General features: G+C 71.8%; 14 protein-coding genes. 6 read left to right on the top strand and 8 right to left on the bottom strand.

Features of this window, described 5'->3' with window-relative positions; all coding sequences use genetic code 11:
* Positions 1-44: 44 nt before the first annotated feature.
* Positions 45-1,067 (bottom strand): PhzF family phenazine biosynthesis isomerase, encoded by a 1,023-nt coding sequence (locus IEJ02_RS24360; RefSeq protein ID WP_223864335.1) that lies wholly within the window; start codon positions 1,065-1,067, stop codon positions 45-47.
* Between the two features lie 108 nt (positions 1,068-1,175).
* Between IEJ02_RS24360 and IEJ02_RS24355 the strand changes: the two genes are divergently transcribed.
* Entirely contained in the window at positions 1,176-2,075 is a 900-nt protein-coding gene (locus IEJ02_RS24355) for a LysR family transcriptional regulator (RefSeq protein ID WP_191066813.1), read from the top strand.
* Between the two features lie 93 nt (positions 2,076-2,168).
* On the opposite strand, the gene IEJ02_RS24350 is transcribed toward IEJ02_RS24355, so the two are convergent.
* The 4 genes from IEJ02_RS24350 to IEJ02_RS24335 all read right to left on the bottom strand — a co-directional run bounded on the left by IEJ02_RS24350 (position 2,169) and on the right by IEJ02_RS24335 (position 5,169).
* The gene (locus IEJ02_RS24350) at positions 2,169-2,600 is read right to left on the bottom strand and encodes an NUDIX hydrolase (RefSeq protein WP_191066812.1); all 432 of its coding nucleotides are present in this window, start codon (positions 2,598-2,600) and stop codon (positions 2,169-2,171) included.
* 419 nt (positions 2,601-3,019) lie between these two features.
* Complete coding sequence (locus IEJ02_RS24345; RefSeq protein WP_191066811.1) at positions 3,020-4,114, bottom strand: SPFH domain-containing protein; 1,095 nt, start codon at positions 4,112-4,114, stop codon at positions 3,020-3,022.
* Between the two features lie 11 nt (positions 4,115-4,125).
* A complete protein-coding gene (locus IEJ02_RS24340; protein WP_137978790.1) occupies positions 4,126-4,377 on the bottom strand; it encodes an NfeD C-terminal domain-containing protein in 252 nt (83 codons plus the stop codon).
* A 117-nt stretch (positions 4,378-4,494) separates the two neighbouring features.
* Positions 4,495-5,169, bottom strand: a complete 675-nt coding sequence (locus IEJ02_RS24335; protein WP_317985897.1) for a hypothetical protein — start codon at positions 5,167-5,169, stop codon at positions 4,495-4,497.
* 312 nt (positions 5,170-5,481) lie between these two features.
* Here IEJ02_RS24335 and IEJ02_RS24330 point away from each other — a divergent pair, with 312 nt between their 5' ends.
* Both IEJ02_RS24330 and IEJ02_RS24325 read left to right on the top strand, forming a co-directional pair.
* Positions 5,482-6,858 carry a hemolysin family protein gene (locus IEJ02_RS24330; RefSeq protein ID WP_317985896.1) on the top strand — a complete coding sequence of 459 codons (1,377 nt, stop codon included), beginning with the start codon at positions 5,482-5,484 and terminating at the stop codon, positions 6,856-6,858.
* A complete protein-coding gene (locus IEJ02_RS24325; protein ID WP_137978791.1) occupies positions 6,855-7,874 on the top strand; it encodes a hemolysin family protein in 1,020 nt (339 codons plus the stop codon). The genes IEJ02_RS24330 and IEJ02_RS24325 overlap by 4 nt, the downstream gene beginning before the upstream one ends.
* 21 nt (positions 7,875-7,895) lie before the next feature.
* Here IEJ02_RS24325 and IEJ02_RS24320 read toward each other — a convergent pair whose 3' ends face one another.
* Positions 7,896-10,334: a serine/threonine-protein kinase gene (locus IEJ02_RS24320; protein WP_191066810.1), complete on the bottom strand. Its 2,439-nt coding sequence runs from the start codon at positions 10,332-10,334 to the stop codon at positions 7,896-7,898.
* 314 nt (positions 10,335-10,648) lie between these two features.
* On the opposite strand from IEJ02_RS24320, the gene IEJ02_RS24315 reads away from it, so the two are divergent.
* The 3 genes from IEJ02_RS24315 (at position 10,649) to IEJ02_RS24305 (ending at position 12,810) form a co-directional block, all read left to right on the top strand.
* Positions 10,649-11,353 carry a DUF4232 domain-containing protein gene (locus IEJ02_RS24315; protein ID WP_191066809.1) on the top strand — a complete coding sequence of 235 codons (705 nt, stop codon included), beginning with the start codon at positions 10,649-10,651 and terminating at the stop codon, positions 11,351-11,353.
* A 141-nt stretch (positions 11,354-11,494) separates the two neighbouring features.
* Complete coding sequence (locus tag IEJ02_RS24310; RefSeq protein ID WP_191066808.1) at positions 11,495-12,253, top strand: sulfite exporter TauE/SafE family protein; 759 nt, start codon at positions 11,495-11,497, stop codon at positions 12,251-12,253.
* A 107-nt stretch (positions 12,254-12,360) separates the two neighbouring features.
* Positions 12,361-12,810: a nuclear transport factor 2 family protein gene (locus IEJ02_RS24305; protein ID WP_191066807.1), complete on the top strand. Its 450-nt coding sequence runs from the start codon at positions 12,361-12,363 to the stop codon at positions 12,808-12,810.
* A gap of 18 nt (positions 12,811-12,828) precedes the next feature.
* Here IEJ02_RS24305 and IEJ02_RS24300 read toward each other — a convergent pair whose 3' ends face one another.
* Both IEJ02_RS24300 and IEJ02_RS24295 read right to left on the bottom strand, forming a co-directional pair.
* A complete protein-coding gene (locus IEJ02_RS24300; protein WP_191066806.1) occupies positions 12,829-13,383 on the bottom strand; it encodes an NUDIX hydrolase in 555 nt (184 codons plus the stop codon).
* Between the two features lie 363 nt (positions 13,384-13,746).
* Positions 13,747-16,926, bottom strand: coding sequence for an AfsR/SARP family transcriptional regulator (locus IEJ02_RS24295; protein WP_191066866.1), 3,180 nt, complete (start codon positions 16,924-16,926; stop codon positions 13,747-13,749).
* Between the last annotated feature and the right edge of the window lie 170 nt (positions 16,927-17,096).

The following is a 17,096-nucleotide window of genomic DNA, read 5'->3' as shown; positions in this document are numbered from 1 at the left end:
CTCTTCCTTTGCTCACGAGGTGCTCACGCGGTCCGCGGGTTCGGTCATCGTCCGGTCCGCGGGATCGGGACGGCCTGGCCGCTGACCCGCGCCCGGGGGTCGTCGGGCGTGACGTCGAGCAGGAGGTCGCTGGGGCGGCCCATGTCCTCTCCCTGGCGGATACGGACCCTGGTCCGGCCGTCGACCAGGCCGAGTACCCGCAGATAGCCGCCGAAGGCGGCGGCCGCGGCGCCGGTGGCCGGGTCCTCGACCACCCCGCCGACGGGGAACGGATCGCGGGCGTGGAAGACCACGTTCTCGGCGGAGTCCTCCGGGGACGGATCCGCGGTCTCGCGCCACACCAGGTGCACCGTCGTCCAGCCGCGCCGCCGCATCACCGCATCGAGCGCGTCGAAGTCGTAGTCGAGGTCCGCCAGCCGCTCGCGGGTGGCCGCGGCGAGGACGAGGTGGTCGTTGCCCGCGAAGGCGACATGCGGGGGCAGGGCCGGGTCCAGGTCGTCCGCGGACCAGCCCAGCGCCGCCAGCGTCGGCTCGATCTCCGTGCCCGGGTCGGCGGGGCGCGACCGGGTGGGAACGCTGGTGAGCGTGGCGCGGGGCGGACCGTCGCCGTCGGCCGTGGTCTCGACGCGGATCTCGCCCGAGGCCGTGTCGAAGACCAGCTCACCGGGGCCGTCGCGCTCGGCGAGGGCCACGGCCGTGGCGATGGTGGCGTGTCCGCAGAACGCGACCTCGGCGAGCGGGCTGAAGTACCGCAGCCGGTAGCGGCGCGCGGCCTCGTCGCGCTCGGTGATGAACGCGGTCTCCGAGTAGCCGACCCGCGCGGCGACGGCGGTCATGGCCGCGTCGTCGTCCGCGAGGGCGGCGGCGTCCAGGACCACACCGGCGGGATTGCCGCCGTCGGGGCGGGTGGTGAAGGCGGCGTAGTGCAGAACGTCGACGTCGGTGGTGGAGGTGGTGGTGGTGAGTGCGGCGGACGCGGTGGGCGTCGGGGGTGTGGTGGACGCGGTGGGCGTCGGGGATGTGGTGGACGCGGTGGCGGACGCTGTGGGTTCGATGGGTGCCGTCATGCCGTCCACGGTTCCACCGGCCCCGGTATCGCGTCCAACGATTCCTTTCGCTCGGGTCGATCGAGAAACCCAATGAGGGCAGGTCGGAGGCCGCCTATCCTGACCGTCGTGGACACACGACTCCTGAAGACGTTCGCGGCCCTGGCGAGAACCGGCAGCTTCACCGCGACCGCCACCGAACTCCATCTCGCCCAGTCCACCGTGACCGTCCAGATACGCACCCTGGAACGGGAGCTGGGCACCCGCCTCTTCGACCGGCTGCCCTCGGGCGCCCTGCCGACCAGCGCCGGCCGCCGGCTGCTGACGGAGGCCGAGGAGGTCCTGGACGCCGAGGCCCGGCTGCGCGCGGTGGCGGCGGCCGGAAACGGCGACGGCGCGGACGGCCCGGCAGAGGGCCCGGTCGCCCTCGGCGCGGGCGAGTCCCTGTGCGCCTCGCACCTCCCCCGCGTGATCGCCTCGCTGCGCCGCAGCCACCCCGGTATCGACGTCCACCTCCACCCCGCGGGCAGCGCGGCGGCGGTCGAGGGGCTGCGTACGGGACGGCTCGACCTCGTCCTGCTCCTCGAAGCGGACGTGACCGACGCCGACCTGGTGGCCCGCACCATCGCCCGCGAACCCCTGGCCTACGTCGCCGCCCCCGGCCACCCGCTGGCCGGACGCGAGGCGGGCTGGGACGAACTGGCCGGGCAGAGCTTCTTCGTCCACGAACAGGGCTGCTCCTACAGCGACCACCTCGTCCGCACCCTCCTCGCCCTCCCCGGCCCGGCGCCGCGCCTGACCCGCTTCGGCAGCATCGAGGCCGCCCGCGCCTGCGTCGCGGCGGGGCTCGGCCTGACGCTGCTCCCCCGCGCCACGGTGGAGCGGCAGCTCGCCGAGGGCTATCTCGCTGAGGTCCACGGCCCGGCCATCCCCCCGGTTCCCGTCCAGCTCACCCGCCACCGCCGACGCTGGACCAGCCCGGCGGCGCGGGCGGTGGCGGACGAGCTGACGCGGCTGCTCGCGGCGTGAGCCGTACGCCAAACGACCGTCGGACGACCGTCAAACGACCGTCGGACGAGCTTCGGACGACCGTCGGACGAGCTTCGGACGGCGAGCCGTACGTCAGACGAGCGTGACGCCGTCGTGGGCGCGGACCGCCGGTGGGGTGGCGGTGTCGAGGGCATCCAGGACGCGCACGGCGTACGCCTCGTCGGCGAGGTCGGGGACCTCGGCGCGGGTGGCCCAGCGCCAGGCCCGGGTGCGGGGGCCGGTGGCGGGGGTGCCGTCGAGGGCCGCGCAGCGGAAGACGAGGGAGACGGTGAGGTCGTTCATGTCCTTGTAGACCCCCGTGAGCGCGGCCGGGAGCGCGATCTTGACACCCGTCTCCTCGAGGATCTCGCGCTGGAGGGCGTCGGGGACGGTGGCGTCGGGGTCGAGCGCACCGCCCGGCGGTTCCCAGGTGCTGCCGTCGCGCCGCTTGATCAGCAGCGCCCGGCCGCGCTCGTCCACGATGACTCCGGCGACGCTGACGCGGTGCGGGCGGTCAGTGGTCACGTTCCTCGGCCCTCTCGGCTGGCTGGGGGTTTCTCACGGTAGCAACGCCCGGACGGGGCCGGGGCCATGACCGAGGAGCCGACCCCACCACGACCGCTGCACGGCAGGGGCTTCGCCCCTGGCCCCGGGGTCTGGGGCGGAGCCCAGCGCCTTCGCGGCCCGCCGTCGTCCGCCCGCCGATTCGGCTTTACGGCTGCTGCGTGGCGGGGGCTTTGCTCCTGGGCCCCTGGGGTCTGGGGCGCGGCCCCGTTTCCTCCGGGGTCTGGGGCGGAGCCCCAGTTTCGGGAAGGGGCGGGGAGGGGGCAGCATCGATATGCGGCTCCGCCGCGTGGCCCGCCGCAGGCGTCACGATCCCTTGGCCCCCTAACGCCCCGCCACCCCCTAACGCCCCGCCAGCCCCCTAACGCTCCGCCGGCCCCCTAACGCTCCGCGCCCGGCGCGCCCATGTCGCGCCGCACCGCGTCCAGGATGGTCAGCCCCTGGCCGACCAGGCCCGCCGCGATCTCGCCCAGCCCGTCCGCCCCGTTGAGGACGTTGATGTTCGCCCCGGACAGCCCGGAGGCGGCCTCCTTGACGATCTGCGGCAGTTGGTCGATCAGCATGCGGTCGAGCGCGACCCGGCCGTGTGAGGCCGCCGCCTCGGCCTGGATCTTCATCCGCTCCGCCTCGGCCAGCGCCACCACCCGGATCCGCTCGGCCTCCGCCTCCGCCGGTTTCACGATCTCGGCCACCAACTGCTGTTGCCGCAGATCGGCCGCCCGCTGGGCCAACTCCGTCCGCGCGGACAGCACTTCCTGCTGTGCGTGCGCCTCCGCCAGCGGTCCGGCCTGGGCGGCCTGCGCCTGGGCGCGGTCCACCTCGGCGTTGTACTGGGCCTGCACCACCGCCGTCTGCCGGGCGTACTCGGCCTGGTTGCGCGCCGCCTCCTGTTCCGCCTCGGCCGCCGCCTGGCTGGCCTGCGCCTGGGCGATCTGGGCCTGCCGCTGGATAGCGGCCTTGTGCGGGGCGGACATCGCGTCGATATAGCCGGTGTCGCCGTCGTCGATCGACTGGATCTGCAACGAGTCCACGATCAAACCGATCTTCGCCATCTCCGCCTTGGACGTGTCCAGCACCTCGGTGGCCAGCTTCTGCCGCTCGGTGATGAGCTCCTCGACCGTCATCGAGCCGATGATGGCCCGCAGATGACCCGCGAAGATCCGCCCCGTCAGCACCGCCATCTGGTCCTGGTCGGAGAGGAACCGCTGCCCCGCGTTGACGATGGACTCGGTGTCATTGCCCACCTTGAACGCGATCACCGCGCGCACCGTCAGCGTGATGCCCTGTCGGCTGACGCACTTCTCCGCGACCTCGGCCTCACACATCGCCAGCGTCAGGAAGCGGACCTTGCGGAAGACCGGGAGCACGAACTTGCCGTGCCCGGTCACCACGCGAAACGGCGCACCCCCATGTCCACGCCTGCCACCCGAGATCAGCATCGCCTGGTCGGGTGCGGGCACGCGGTAACCGAACATCCTTCGTCTCCTCAGCCGGCGCCGCCGGCCCCGCCGGACGACGCGTTCAATGGATCGGTCCACTCGATGACGTCGACCTGGCGGGAGCCGCGGGAGTCGATCACGAGGACGGACGCGCCTTGTGGCAGCGGGTCGGAGGACCAGGCGAGGAACGTCTCCGAGCCGCCTCGGACGCGCACCAGGACCTCGCCGGGACCACTGGCACCACGGGTGCCGAGAAGCAGCACCCCGGTGCGACCGATCACAGGATCATCCGGTGTCATGCGGCAGCCGCCCCCCGTCGTTCCGCTGCTGAAACCCGACATTAGACCGTTTTCACGGCGCCGGATACGGTTGTGCGCAGCGGGGATCGGGCGAACCGCCACCCGCGTGGGCGGCCGCTACGAGGTGGCGTCCTTGGCGTCGGTGTTCTCGGCGTCAGTGTCCTTGGCTTCGTCGCTCTTGGCCTCGGCCTCGGCCCCGCCGTCCTCCGAGTCCTCGAAATACGCGTCGAGCACCGCGTCCAGCTCCGCCGTCCATTCCTTGAGGAGCTTGCGGGCCGGTGCCTCGACATCGGCGGTGTACCAGCGCTGGTTGGTCGTATAGACGGTGATCCCGAAGCGCTTCCCGAACCGCGGGGTGTCGACCTCCACCGCGCCGATCTCGTCCCACCCGAACTCGGCCTTCTCGCCGTCGAGCTCGAACGTGACCCCTCGGCGCCCGGCCCGTATCGCACCGCGCCGGTCGGACACCTCGAAAACGGCCCCGCCGTCCTCCTCGTTGTCCTCGTCCGCGTCGGCGTCCTCCTCGTCGTCCGCTTCCCCGTCGGACGCGACGACGTCCTTCGACGCGCCGGTTTCGCCGTCGGACTCCGCCTCGGCCTCGACGCCCCCGTCCTCGTCGGGCTCCGGCTCGTCCTCGGCGGTGACTTCCTCCGGCGGCCGCTCCGCCGCTGCCTTGTCCGGGGCGTCCTCCTCCACATCGGCAGGGCGCGGGGACGTCAGGCCGGGGATGTACCCCGGATCCGTCCCGGCGGTGTGCATGGGCGGGATGATCGGTCCAGTGCTCTGCTCCACGGCCGGAAGTATTGCCGATAAACCTGTGCTGACGACAGGCAACCCGGGGGCCAATCGAGCCGACGCGGGAAAGCCGCAGGTGACGCGGAGCCGATTTCGGTGCGGGCCCTGGCGGTGGCCCGGCGGGAGCGTAGCTTTACCATCCCTTTACTATGGGTGTGGGCACACTTGACCTACTAGCGCCCTCCCAGCACTTCCCAGCGACGTAAGGAGCACCGGACCCGCAATGGGCGAACCTCCCAGTACCACCCGTGCCACACCCCGCCCGCCCCTCGGCGGAGCACCCGTTATCGGGCACACGGGGGTGGCACGGTGACCGAGATCCTGCTGCTTCTCCTCGCCCTGGCCCTCACCCTCGCCTGCGCGCTCTTCGTGGCCGCCGAGTTCTCCCTCACCACCGTCGAACGCGGCGCCCTGGAGCGCGCCGCCGAAGCCGGTGAGCGCGGGGCCGACAGCGCGCTCACGGCGGTGCGCCGGCTGACGTTCCAGCTCTCCGGGGCCCAGCTCGGCATCACCGTCACCTCCCTGGTGATCGGCATGCTCGCCGAGCCCTCGCTGGCCGCCCTGCTCGAAACCCCGCTCACCGCGATCGGCCTGCCCGAGGGCGCGGCGTCGACGACCGCCGTGGTGCTGGGCGTGGCCCTCTCCACGGTGGTGCTGATGGTCGCCGGGGAGCTGGTGCCCAAGAACTGGGCCATCTCCCGCCCCCTGCACGTGGCCAAGGCGGTCGCCTCCCCGCAGCGCGCCTTCACCGCCGCCTTCGCCCCGCTGATCCACCACCTCAACAACACGGCGAACCGCCTGGTGCGCCGCATGGGCCTGGAGCCCGCCGAGGAGCTGGCCTCCGCCCGTACGCCGGACGAGCTGGTGGCGCTGGCCCGCCACTCGGCCGCCGAGGGCGCGCTGGAGCAGGACGCGGCCGAGCTGTTCGTCCGTACGCTCCACCTGGGCGAGCTGACCGCCGAGAACGTGATGACTCCGCGCGTGGACGTCCAGGCGCTGGAGGCCCACGCCACCGCCGCCGACGCGGCCAACCTCACCCTGGCCACCGGGCGGTCCCGCTTCCCCATCTACCGCGACTCCCTGGACGAGGTGGTCGGCACCGTGCACATCCGCGACGTCCTCGCCCTGGACGCCGCCCGCCGCGCCACCACCCCCGTCACCGACCTGGCCACGCCCCCGCTCCTGGTGCCCGACAGCCTCCCGGTGGACCGGCTGCTGGACCGGCTGCGCACCGCGCACACCATGGCCGTCGTCATCGACGAGTACGGGGGCACCGCGGGCATCGCCACCCTGGAGGACATCGTCGAGGAGATCGTCGGCGACGTCCGCGACGAACACGACCCCGACGAGACGCCGGGCCTGGTGCCCCTCGGCCCCGGCGCCTGGGAGGCGGACGGCGGCGTACGGCTGGACGAGCTCACCGGCATCGGCCTGACCGCCCCCGAGGGCCCGTACGAAACCGTCGCGGGCCTCCTGGCCACGGCCCTGGGGCGCATCCCGGCGGCCGGGGACACCTTCGAGACCGACGACGGCTGGCAGCTCACGGTCCTGAAGGTGGACCACCACCGCGCCGACCGCGTACGGATCACGGAAGCCACCGAGACCGCCGAGACCACCGAAGCCGCCGAGACCACCGAAGCCACTCAGTCCCCTGAGTACCCTGAGTCCCCCGAGGCCACCCGATGACCGTCGTCCAACTCACCATCGGCGCCCTCACCCTCCTCACCAACGCCTTCTTCGTGGGCGCCGAATTCGCCCTGATCTCCGTGCGCCGCAGCCAGATCGAACCGCGCGCGCAGGCGGGGGAGAAGCGGGCGCGCGGTGTGCTGTGGGCGCTGGAGCACCTGTCCGCGCTGATGGCCACCGCCCAGCTCGGCATCACCATCTCCTCCCTCGTGCTGGGCGCGGTCGCCGAACCGGCCATCGCCCACCTGCTGGAGCCCGGCTTCGACGCCGTTCACGTGCCGGACGCCCTGGTGCATCCGATCGCCTTCGTCATCGCGCTCACGGCGGCCACGTATCTCCACATGCTCATCGGCGAGATGGTCCCCAAGAACATCGCCCTCGCCGCGCCCGAGCGCACCGCGCTCCTCCTCGGCCCGCCGCTGGTGGCCCTGACCCGCCTCCTGCGCCCCGTCGTCTTCGGCGTCAACGCGTTCGCCAACGCGCTGCTGCGGCTGCTGAAGGTCGAGCCGAAGGACGAGGTCGAGTCGGTCTTCACCGACGACGAACTCATCCGGCTGGTACGGGACTCCAGCGACGCCGGACTGCTCGACAAGTCCGGCGGCGAGCGGCTGCGCGACGCCCTGGAGCTGGGCACCCGGCGGGTCGGCGACATCCTCGTCCCCCTCGACGAGATGGTCACCGTCGGCCACCGCGTCACCCCCGCGCAACTGGAGCGCGCGGCGGCCGCATCCGGCTACAGCCGCCTCCCGGTCACCGGCCCCGGCGGCGCCATCCTGGGCTATCTGCACATCAAGGACACCCTCGGCATCGCCGACCGGGACCGCCCCTTTCCCGGCGCCGCCGTCCACACCGTCCCCCGCGTGCGCGCCGACACCCCGCTGGACGACACCCTCACCACCATGCGCGCCACCGGCGCCCACCTGGCCGCCGTGACGGCCGACACCGGCGCGGTCCTGGGCTTCGTCACGATGACGGACGTCCTGGACGAACTCGTGGGCCCGGCCACCCCGGCGTAGCCGGGAACGCAGCCGCGCCGCTCAGGACGACGGCCGGGCCGACGGGTGAACCGACGGATGGACCGACGGATGGACCGACGGATGGACCGACGGATGGACCGACGGTCGGTCCGGCCGTACGGAGAACGCCGTGTCCCCGGCCGTCGCCACGATCGCGTCCTTGACGAGCACCACACTCGGCTCCGCATCCTCCGCCGAGGTCCCGGGGTCGTTCAGCGCGGCCGTGCGCCACGCCTCCTTGCCGTCGTCCACGTCCAGCGCCAGCAGACGGCCGAAGCGGTTGGCGAAGTACAGCTGCCCGTACCGCCGGGACAGCACCGGCTCGGACAGGCTCTCCGTTTCCGTCGCCCGCTGCCACAGCTCCCGCCCGCTGTCCGCCGCCACCGCGGTGACCGTTCCGTTGGGACGGACCAAGTAGACGGTGCCGTGCAGCAGGGTCGGCTTGCCGAGCACGGGGCGCTTCAGCGGGATCCGCGTGATCTCGCCGGTGCGCGGATCCACCCGCACCATGGCCTTGTACGGGCGCTCGTACCCCGAGTCGTACACGTCCTTCGCGGTCTGCGGGATCAGGAACAGCGGCTTGCCATGGACCGCGCCGAGCGTCAGCGCCTTCCGCGGGAGGGTGGTGAGGTGCCGCCGCGTGCCGTCGGAGGGGTGGAACGCCAGCAGGTCGTACGGGCCCTCGGCGGCCAGGCCGTCGGAGCCGGTGGGCGCGCACAGGGCGTACGGCGCGCCGCCCAGCGCCGTCGGCTCGCAGAACCTCCCCTCGGGCGCCGGCGACTGCCACAGCCGCGCGCCGGACGGCCCGTAGGCGACGAGCTGCCGGTCGTCCGGCGACAGCGTCAGCACCCCGCCGCGGAACATGCGCACCGAGGCGGAGCCGCTGATGCTCCGCTCCCACCGCTGCTTCCGGGTGACGACGTCCAGGGCCACGACGGACCGCCCGCCCCCCTCCGCGTCCCGGTAGGTGTAGACGATTCCGTCCCGCACCCCGATGGGCCGCGCCAGCTGGGGGCGGGTGCCCCACCGCCACTGGACCCGGCCGGTGGCGGCGTCGACCCTGGCGACCGTGAACCCGTTGCCGCCGCAGTACAGGGTCCGGCCGTCCTCCGGGGCGCATCCGGACTCGTCGTAGACGAGGGGCGGCCCCTCGGCCCCGACCCGCAGCTCCGTCCGCCACGGCTGCCAGCCCTTGGGGAGCGAGGCGGGCTGCTGGGAGTGCGCGGCGTCGGCGGTGGCGGACGTGTCGCCCGACGAGTCCGTTATGTCCGGGGCGAAGACCGCTGCCGCGACGGTCAGCCCGGTGAACGCCAGGGCCACCCCGGCGGTGGTGACGACGAGCCGCCGCCGGGCGCCTCGCCGCGGTGCGGTCCGCTGGGCGGCGGGTGGTTGGGGGCCGCCGTGGGCCGGGTCCGGGGCTGGTGCTGCGTCCGGGGCCGGGGCTGGGTCCGGCGCGACGGGGGGACGTCCAGCGGCGGACGCCGCGGTGCCGCGGGGCGTTGCGGTGCCGTGGACCGCTGCTGGGCCGTGGGCCGCCCGTGAGTCGTGGGCGGCTCCAGGCCCGTCGACCGTCGCGGAGCTGTCGGTCGCCGCCGGGGCCTCGGCCGGGGCCCCGGCCGCCGCCGGGGCCGGGGCCGGGGAACCCGCCGGGAAATCCGACAGCTCGCGCAACATGCGATGCAGCTCGTCCAGCTCCGGCCGGGCCTCCGGCTCCTTGGCCAGACAGCGCTCGGCGATGGGCCGCAGCGGTTCCGGGACCCCCTCCAGCGTCGGATGCTCGTACATCACCTGGTAGCCCGACAGATAGGGGCTGTCGGACTCGAACGGACTGCTGCCCCGCGCCGCGTACACCAGCAGCGAGCCCAGCGAGAAGACGTCCGACGCCGCCGTGACGCCCCGCGGACTGCGCAGCTGCTCCGGCGACATGAACGGCGGGGTGCCGAGTACGCGTCCGATGGTGACGGTGAGCGTCTGGCTGTCGACGGCGCGGGAGATGCCGAAGTCGATGACGCGCGGACCGTCCTCGGCCATCAGGATGTTGGCGGGTTTGAGGTCCCGGTGCACCACCCCGGCCCGGTGGATGTCGCGCAGCGCCTCGACCAGCCCGAGGCCGAGCGTCCGCAACTCCCGCCCGTTCAGGGGGCCGTTCCTCCGTACGACCTCGGAGAGGGTTCGCCCCGGTACGTACAGGGTGGCCATCCACGGCCGGTCGGCCTCCGGGTCGGCGTCCACGACGGGGGCGGTGAACGCCCCGCTCACCCGGCGCGCCGCCACGACCTCCTGCCGGAAGCGGGTGCGGAACTCCTCGTCCTGGGCGTACTGCTCATGGACCAGCTTGATCGCGACCTGTCGCCCCGAGGCCGCGCGCCCGAGATAGACGACCCCCATGCCGCCCGCGCCGAGCCGGTCGAGCAGGGCGTAGCCGCCTATGGATTCCGGATCCCCGGTGGCCAGCGGCATCGCCGATCCCCTCTCCCGCGCCTCTCCCGCGCTGCATTTTTTCGCGTCTCGAACGGCCCTACCGGAGACCTAGATTAGGTCGGCGGGGGGCCCGGCGGACCATGCGGCCCAGGACGTGGCGGAACGGTGATGTGAGCCGCGGTGACGCGCGAGGGCGAACGGGCCGGTGTGGACGGGGAGTTCCGTTAGCGGCGCGTTAGCGGGACGGCGCCGGGACGGCAGCTTTACGCCAGCGGGACACGGAAGGCTCATAGCCAGACCGAGGGCCGGTGCGGAACACCGGCCGGACCGCCGACCCATAGGGGGAGCCCGCCATGAACGTCACCGCTTACCGTCGCGGCCGCACCGTCCGTACGATCGCCGCCTCCATGCTGGCCGTCGCCGCCCTGAGCGTGACCGCGGCGTGCAGCGGGGGCGGGGACGGAGGCTCCGACAACGCGGGCAAGGCGAACTCGTCGGCCTCGGCCCCCGCGTCCAAGGACAACCAGGGCGGCAAGGACAACCAGGGCGGCAAGGAGGAGGTCACGGGGGGCGCCGCGGGCGACGCGGGGGTCAAGGACGCGAAGTCGCAGACCCAGAAGTCCGGGGGCGGCTCCGAGTCCGAGCCGGTCGGCGACTGCGACATCAACAAGACGGCCATCTCCCTCCAGAACGTCAAGAGCCCCGTCAACCACATGCTGCTCAAGGCGACCAACAAGGCCGGCGTGGACTGCAAGCTGGTCGGTTACCCGGGCCTGAAGTTCGGCGCCGAGGCGCAGGCCGCCACCCCGGTGAACGAGGACAGCAAGCCGCAGGCCGTGGTCATGCTCGCGCCGGGCGAGAGCGCCTACGCGGGCATCACCACCTCCGCGGCGGACGGCTCGGGCGCCGAGGGCGGCGAGGTCGACTCGCTCGAGGTCTTCATCGACGGCAGCGAGGACCCCAAGCCGGTCGAACTGCCCGGCGGCTCGGTCTACGTCGACAGCGCGGCGAAGGTCACGTACTGGCAGACGGACGCGCAGACCGCCCTGACCTGGTAACGCCACGCACCACGCACAAGCACCCCTGTGCCGGAAGTTCACTCACCTGAACACTGTCTTGCATAGAAGACAGCCTCCTTGGAGGATGAAGCGGCGCCGCCGACGCGGCGCACAGGGCACGGGCACAGGGGTGGGGAACGGATGGGCATCGGCTCCGCGGCGCTGCTGGTGTCGGCCGGTGTGGCCTCCGGGCTCGCCGGTTCGATCGCGGGGCTGGCCTCGCTGTTCAGCTATCCGGCGCTGCTTGCGGTAGGACTGCCGCCGGTGGCCGCGAACGTGACCAACACGGTGGCGCTGTTCTCCAACACCGTCGGTACCGCGGCCGGCTCCCGCGCCGAACTCCGCGGCCAGCGCGACCGCCTCCTCCGGCTCGCCGCCATCGCGGCGCTGGGCGGCGCGGTCGGTGCCGCCCTGCTGCTGGGCACCCCGTCCTCCGCCTTCGAGGCCGTCGTCCCGTGGCTGATCGCCCTCGGCTCGGTGCTGATCCTGGTCCGCGATCCGCTCCGCCGGCTCATGGCCTCCCGCTCCCGCCCCCTCGCCCACACCGCCCGCCCCACCCTCCCGCTGGCGTGCGCGGTCCTGCTGGTCGGCCTCTACGGCGGCTACTTCGGCGCGGCCTCGGGCGTCCTGATGCTGGCAGTGCTCTCACTGACGGCCACGGAACCCCTCCCGGTCACCAACGCCGTCAAGAACATCGCCACCGGCGCGGCCAACGTCACGGCGGCAGTCGCCTACGTGGCCGTCGCCCCCGTCAACTGGCCCGCCGCCGTCACCCTCGGCCTGGGCGCCCTCGTGGGCAGCTGGCTGGGCCCCCTGGCCGTCCGCCACCTCCCCGAAACCCCCCTCCGCATCGCCATAGCCCTGGCCGGCCTGGGCCTGGCCATCTCCCTGTGGCGCTGACCCCGCTGACGGGCCGACGGCATTACCTCTCACGTCATCGCACCGAGCCGCTGCGCTGGGCAACATGGTGATCGCTTCCCGCAAGGTTTCCGATCGGAGGGATCACCATGTCCTTGGCCGCGCCCGTGACCACCCGCGACCTGGTGGCTGAACTGCTGCGCCGCATCGGTGAGGGCGACCCCGAACGGATCGCCGAGCTGTACGCCGAGCGCAGTGACTGGAAGCTGGACTGGCCGGAGGGTGAGCACGGCCGCGCGGACACCCCGTGGATTCGGCACCGGGCCACTCGCGCGGATGTGGTGGACCACTTCCGGGAGTTGGCCCGGCACCATGTGCCCGAGGAGGCGGCCACCGAGGTCGAGCGGATCCTCGTCGACGGCGACGACGCGGTCGTGCTGGGCGAGATCCGCCAGACCGCCCGGTCCACCGGGCGCGCCTATCGTGCGCGGTTCGCCCTGCACCTCACGTTCGAGGGCGGCCTCGTCACCCGGCACCACGTCTACGAGGACAGCCTCGCGGTAGCGCAGGCATTCAGCCCGTCCCAGCCGCAGCCATGACGCCGGACCACTGAGCGATCAGCGCGCGAGCAGCGGCTCCACTCGGGACAGGGTGTCCAGGATGTTCGCCTCCGTGATCGCCATCCGCGCCTCGTCCGGCGTCAGCCAGCGCAGCGGCGCGTCCGGGTTCTCCGGCCGTACCGCCTCGGGAGCGCTGGTGGCCAGCACGAAGCGCACGTCGGCGTGTTCATGCGCCGGCTCCCGGCTGTTCGCGGGGACCGGAACGATCACCAGATGCCGCACCTCCGCATCCGGCCACGGCGTCAGATCGGGCAGCCCCGTCTCCTCCCGCCCCTCCCGCAGCGCGATGGCGAGCGGGTCGTACTCACCCGGGTCACCATGCCCGCCGACCAGCAGCCACGACTGGTGGCGCTGGTGCCAGCGCAGCAGCACACGGCCGCTGTCGGGGTGCACGATCAGGGCGGAGGCGGTGATGTGAAGGGGACTCGTCCGGTCCCAGGGCGCCCCCGCCTCGATGGCGCCGCGCACCCGCTCGACGTCGGCGCATTCCGCGGTGGTCTTCGGCCGGTAGCCCGTAAGGACATGGAGGACTGAGTGATTGGCTGTGGCCATGCGCGGATCCTAACGACGCGAGGCCGCCCACGGCGCGGGGTTTTCCAAGGCCCAGGTCGGAGACCTGGGCCCGAGTGGCGATCCTAGTTCTCCGCTACGTATGTCTGATAGGTGGGGGTTGCCGGATTGCTGGATGTCCATCCCTTGAGCAGCGTCGGCATACATGCCAAAACTACCCAGAGAAACGTCACTGCGAGAAGCCAACCAGTAAGGGTTTTCAATTTCGCACGGATCCTCGGGGTGAATTCGCTGGAGCGTCAAGATCAACGCCTCACGAGCCTAGCGTCGATCACCTCGAAGATCCAAACTGAAGGATGGTAGACAAGCGTTCGATGCCCGAAGCGAACGCTACCGTCGATTAACTTACTGGCGAGTCGTGAATTCTGTTTCTCCTTGATCGATTCTGGTCAGGATTTTGTGCAGTCTGTTCGCTTCTCGTTCGTCCAGCCCGCGCAGCGTGGAAAGCGCCTGCCGCAGTAGTTCCCGGGCTTCCGCGACGTCACCCGCCGTCGCCCGCACCTCGGCGAGGATCGCCCGCGCCCTGGCTCCCTCGTCGCGGGCGTTGGCCTTGTCCGCGGCGGCTATGGCCGCCTCCAGGTGCTCGGCAGCGGCCTCGAGTCGGCCATTGGCGAGTTCGCTTTGACCCAACCCGCGCAGGGCGCGCGTAATTTCCTGAGTTGTGCCGATGTCGCGGGCGATGTCCAAGGCCTTCGCGTGGTTCTCGACGGATGCGTCAACAGAGCCCTCCTTGAAGTACGCTTCCCCGAGCCCGTTGTACGCTGTCGCCTGACTCTTTCTGTCGCCTAGTATGCGAAAGTCCGTCAACGCTTGCTGGTGGAGTGCCAGTGCCCGGTCGATTTCTCCGGTTTCAGCGAGATTCGCGGCCAAGTTGGTGCGTACCATTGCCTGGGCGTAGGCATTTCCGGCGGACTCCGTCAGGGGAAGTAATTCCTCGAAGGTCTTCCGGGCTTGTGCGTGGTCCCCTCGGCGTGTGTACAGGTCGCCAACATTGTTGAGTGTTCTCACGGCGCTGGCCTCGTCGCCCGCGCTCCGGAAACCCGATATCGCGTTCTGGAAGTGGTCAAGCGCACGATCCAGCTCCCCGAGGGCGAGCAGAGATATCGCGGTGTTGTTTCGAGACCTGGCCTGGTTCAGGACGTTGCCCGACGCCACACCGATCGCCAAAGCCCTCTGGTGCAGCACCACCGCGGTCTCGTTCTCGCCCATATGCCAATGAATCACCCCGAGGATCCGGTACGCCTCCCACTCCGCGTCCCGGTCCCCGGTCCTCCGCGCGATCTCCAGTGCCCGCTCGCCCGCCTCCACGGCCTGCGCGTAGCGGCCCGTGTTGGCGTGGTTGGAGCTGAGGTGGAGCAGGGCGTGGCACAGGGCCGGTTGGTCGCCGGTGCGGGACCAGTGGTCGGTGGTGTGCTGGAGGATGTCGGCGGCGTCCTGCCAATGGCACTCGGCCTCCAGGAAACCGGCCAGCGCATGGGCGAGTCGGGCCGCGGACTCCGGCGAGTCGTGGGTGCGGGCGTGGCGCTCGGCGGCCAGCAGGTTGCCACGTTCGGTGGCGAACCACGCGCGGGCCTCATCGGCGTTCCGCATGCGGGGAAGGGCCGCAAGCTGGTCCGCGCCGTCCGCGGCGAGCCGGATCCTCCGCGGGTATGCCACGCGGTCGGCCTGCTCCGCGGCCCGCAGATAGAAGGTGATCAGCCGGGCCAGAGCCTGCTCGCGCTCGCGCTCATCGTCTTCCGAAAAAGCGAGCATTCGGGCGTACTCGCCCAGAAGGTCATGAAACCGATATCGGTCAGGTGTCGGTTCCCGGAGGAGATGACACTCCAGCAGGGATTCAATCAGCCGCTCGGTTTCCTTGGCCGGGAGGTCGAGCAGCGCGGCGGCCGACTCGGACGTGAAGTCGGTCCCCGGATGCAGACCCAAGCGCCGGAACGTGGTGCGCTGCGCCGCGTCGAGGGCCCGGTAGGAGAGGGCGAAAGCGCGCAGAATCTCCTGGTCCGCGTTGCGGATCTCGCCCAGGGGGCCGGGGCTGCGCGCCAGGCGCTCGCCCAGGGTGGTCAGGCTCCAGGAGGGTCGGGAACGGAAGCGGTTGGCCACCAATTCGATGGCGAGCGGCAGATGGCCGCACAAGCGCACGATGCGGGTGGTCTCCGTGATGTCCTGGGTCCGTGCCGCACCCGCGAAACTCCGGAAGAGAGTGATCGCGTCATCGGTCGGCAGTACCTCCAGGGCAAGCGGCACCGCATGCGGAAGCCCCGTCAGATGGCGGCGGCTGGTGACGATGGTCAGGGCGGGCGAATGGCCGGGCAGCAGCGGTGCGACTTGATCGGGGCCCGCCGCGTCGTCCAGCACGATCACCGCTCGGCGGTCGGCGATGGTGGTCCGCCACAGGGCGATCAACTCGTCCAATCGGACGGGGATGGTATCGGCGGGCGCCCCGAACAGCCGCAGGAGCGTGGCGAGGGCCGCGCTCGGGCTCAGCGGTTCCTGGGAGGAGGAGTGGCCGCGCAAGTCCAGGAAGACCTGGCCGGCGGGGAATCGGGGAGCCAGAGTCCGAGCCATGTCCACCGCGACCGCGGTCTTGCCGACCCCGGCCATTCCGCTGACCGTTTCCACCGTCAGCACTGCCCCTTCGCTCGACTCCGTGCCGATGGACGCCATCAAGACGTCGAGCTCGGAGCGCCTGCCGATGAGCGGGGGCTGGTACGGAAGATTCCGTGGCGGAGGCTGAGCGGCGGAATACCCTCCGGAGGAAGGCTCGGAGGACGCCCCGGCCGCGGTGGTCCGGACGAGCCTGTCCATGGGTGTCCGGTCGAGAACACTCTGGTGGATCCGCTCCAGTTCGGTCCCGGGGCGCGAGCCGAATTCCGACATCAGCAGGTGGCGGGCCTGCTGGTACACCCGTAAGGCGTCCGTGTAGCGGCCACTGCCGTAGTACGCCAGCATCAACTGGCCCGCCAGCGTCTCGTCCTCCGGGTGGTCGCGCACCATGGCCGACAGCTCGCCGATCGAGCCCGCGAAACGGCCGAGCCGGTGCAGAGCCGCGATACGGGAAATGGTCGCGTGGAGACGGCGTTCGGCGAGCATCGCGCGCACGGTTTCGGCCCAGGCGCCGGGGAGCCCGGCGAGGGCCTCTCCCTGCCAGAGGTCCTCGGCTCGGGTGAGGAGGTCCACGACCCGTTCGTCTTCGCCGCTCGCCGCCGCCGCTCCGGCCAGGTCGGTGAGGCGCTGGAAGCGGTTCAAGTCGACCGAGTCGGGGTCGGTCTCCAGCACGTAGGTGTGGGCCCGGCTGGTGATGCGCGGGGCGCTGGGCCCCGTGCCCGCGAGGCGTAGGTGTTTACGCACTCGCGAGATGTACGTGTGCGCGTTCTCGCGGGCGCGCGGTGGAGCCTTGCCGTCCCAGAGCCGGTCCATGAGCGCGTTCATGGAGACGGGGCGGCCCACTTCCAGGGCCAAGGCGGCCAGCAGGGATCGTTCCTTGTCCGAGCCGAGCTTCAGTCGCCGACCCTCCAGCCGAAGCTCCACCGGCCCGAGTAAGTGGATGTCCACCAGCGTCCTCCCGCTGGTCTGTCCGTTTTTCAGCGAGCATGGCACGGGGTGTGGGAGGCCGCCATACGTCGTTCCGGGCGCACTGGCCGATTCACGTCATCGGGCGTTCCCGGGTGCATCGGCGATGCCCCGTTGCGGGTAGGACC

It is taken from the genome of Streptomyces sp. 5-10 (assembly GCF_014712245.1).
GTDB lineage: Bacteria > Actinomycetota > Actinomycetes > Streptomycetales > Streptomycetaceae > Streptomyces > Streptomyces violaceusniger.
The sequence above is the reverse complement of the archived record's forward strand: the minus strand, read 5'-3'. Positions and strand labels throughout refer to the sequence as shown.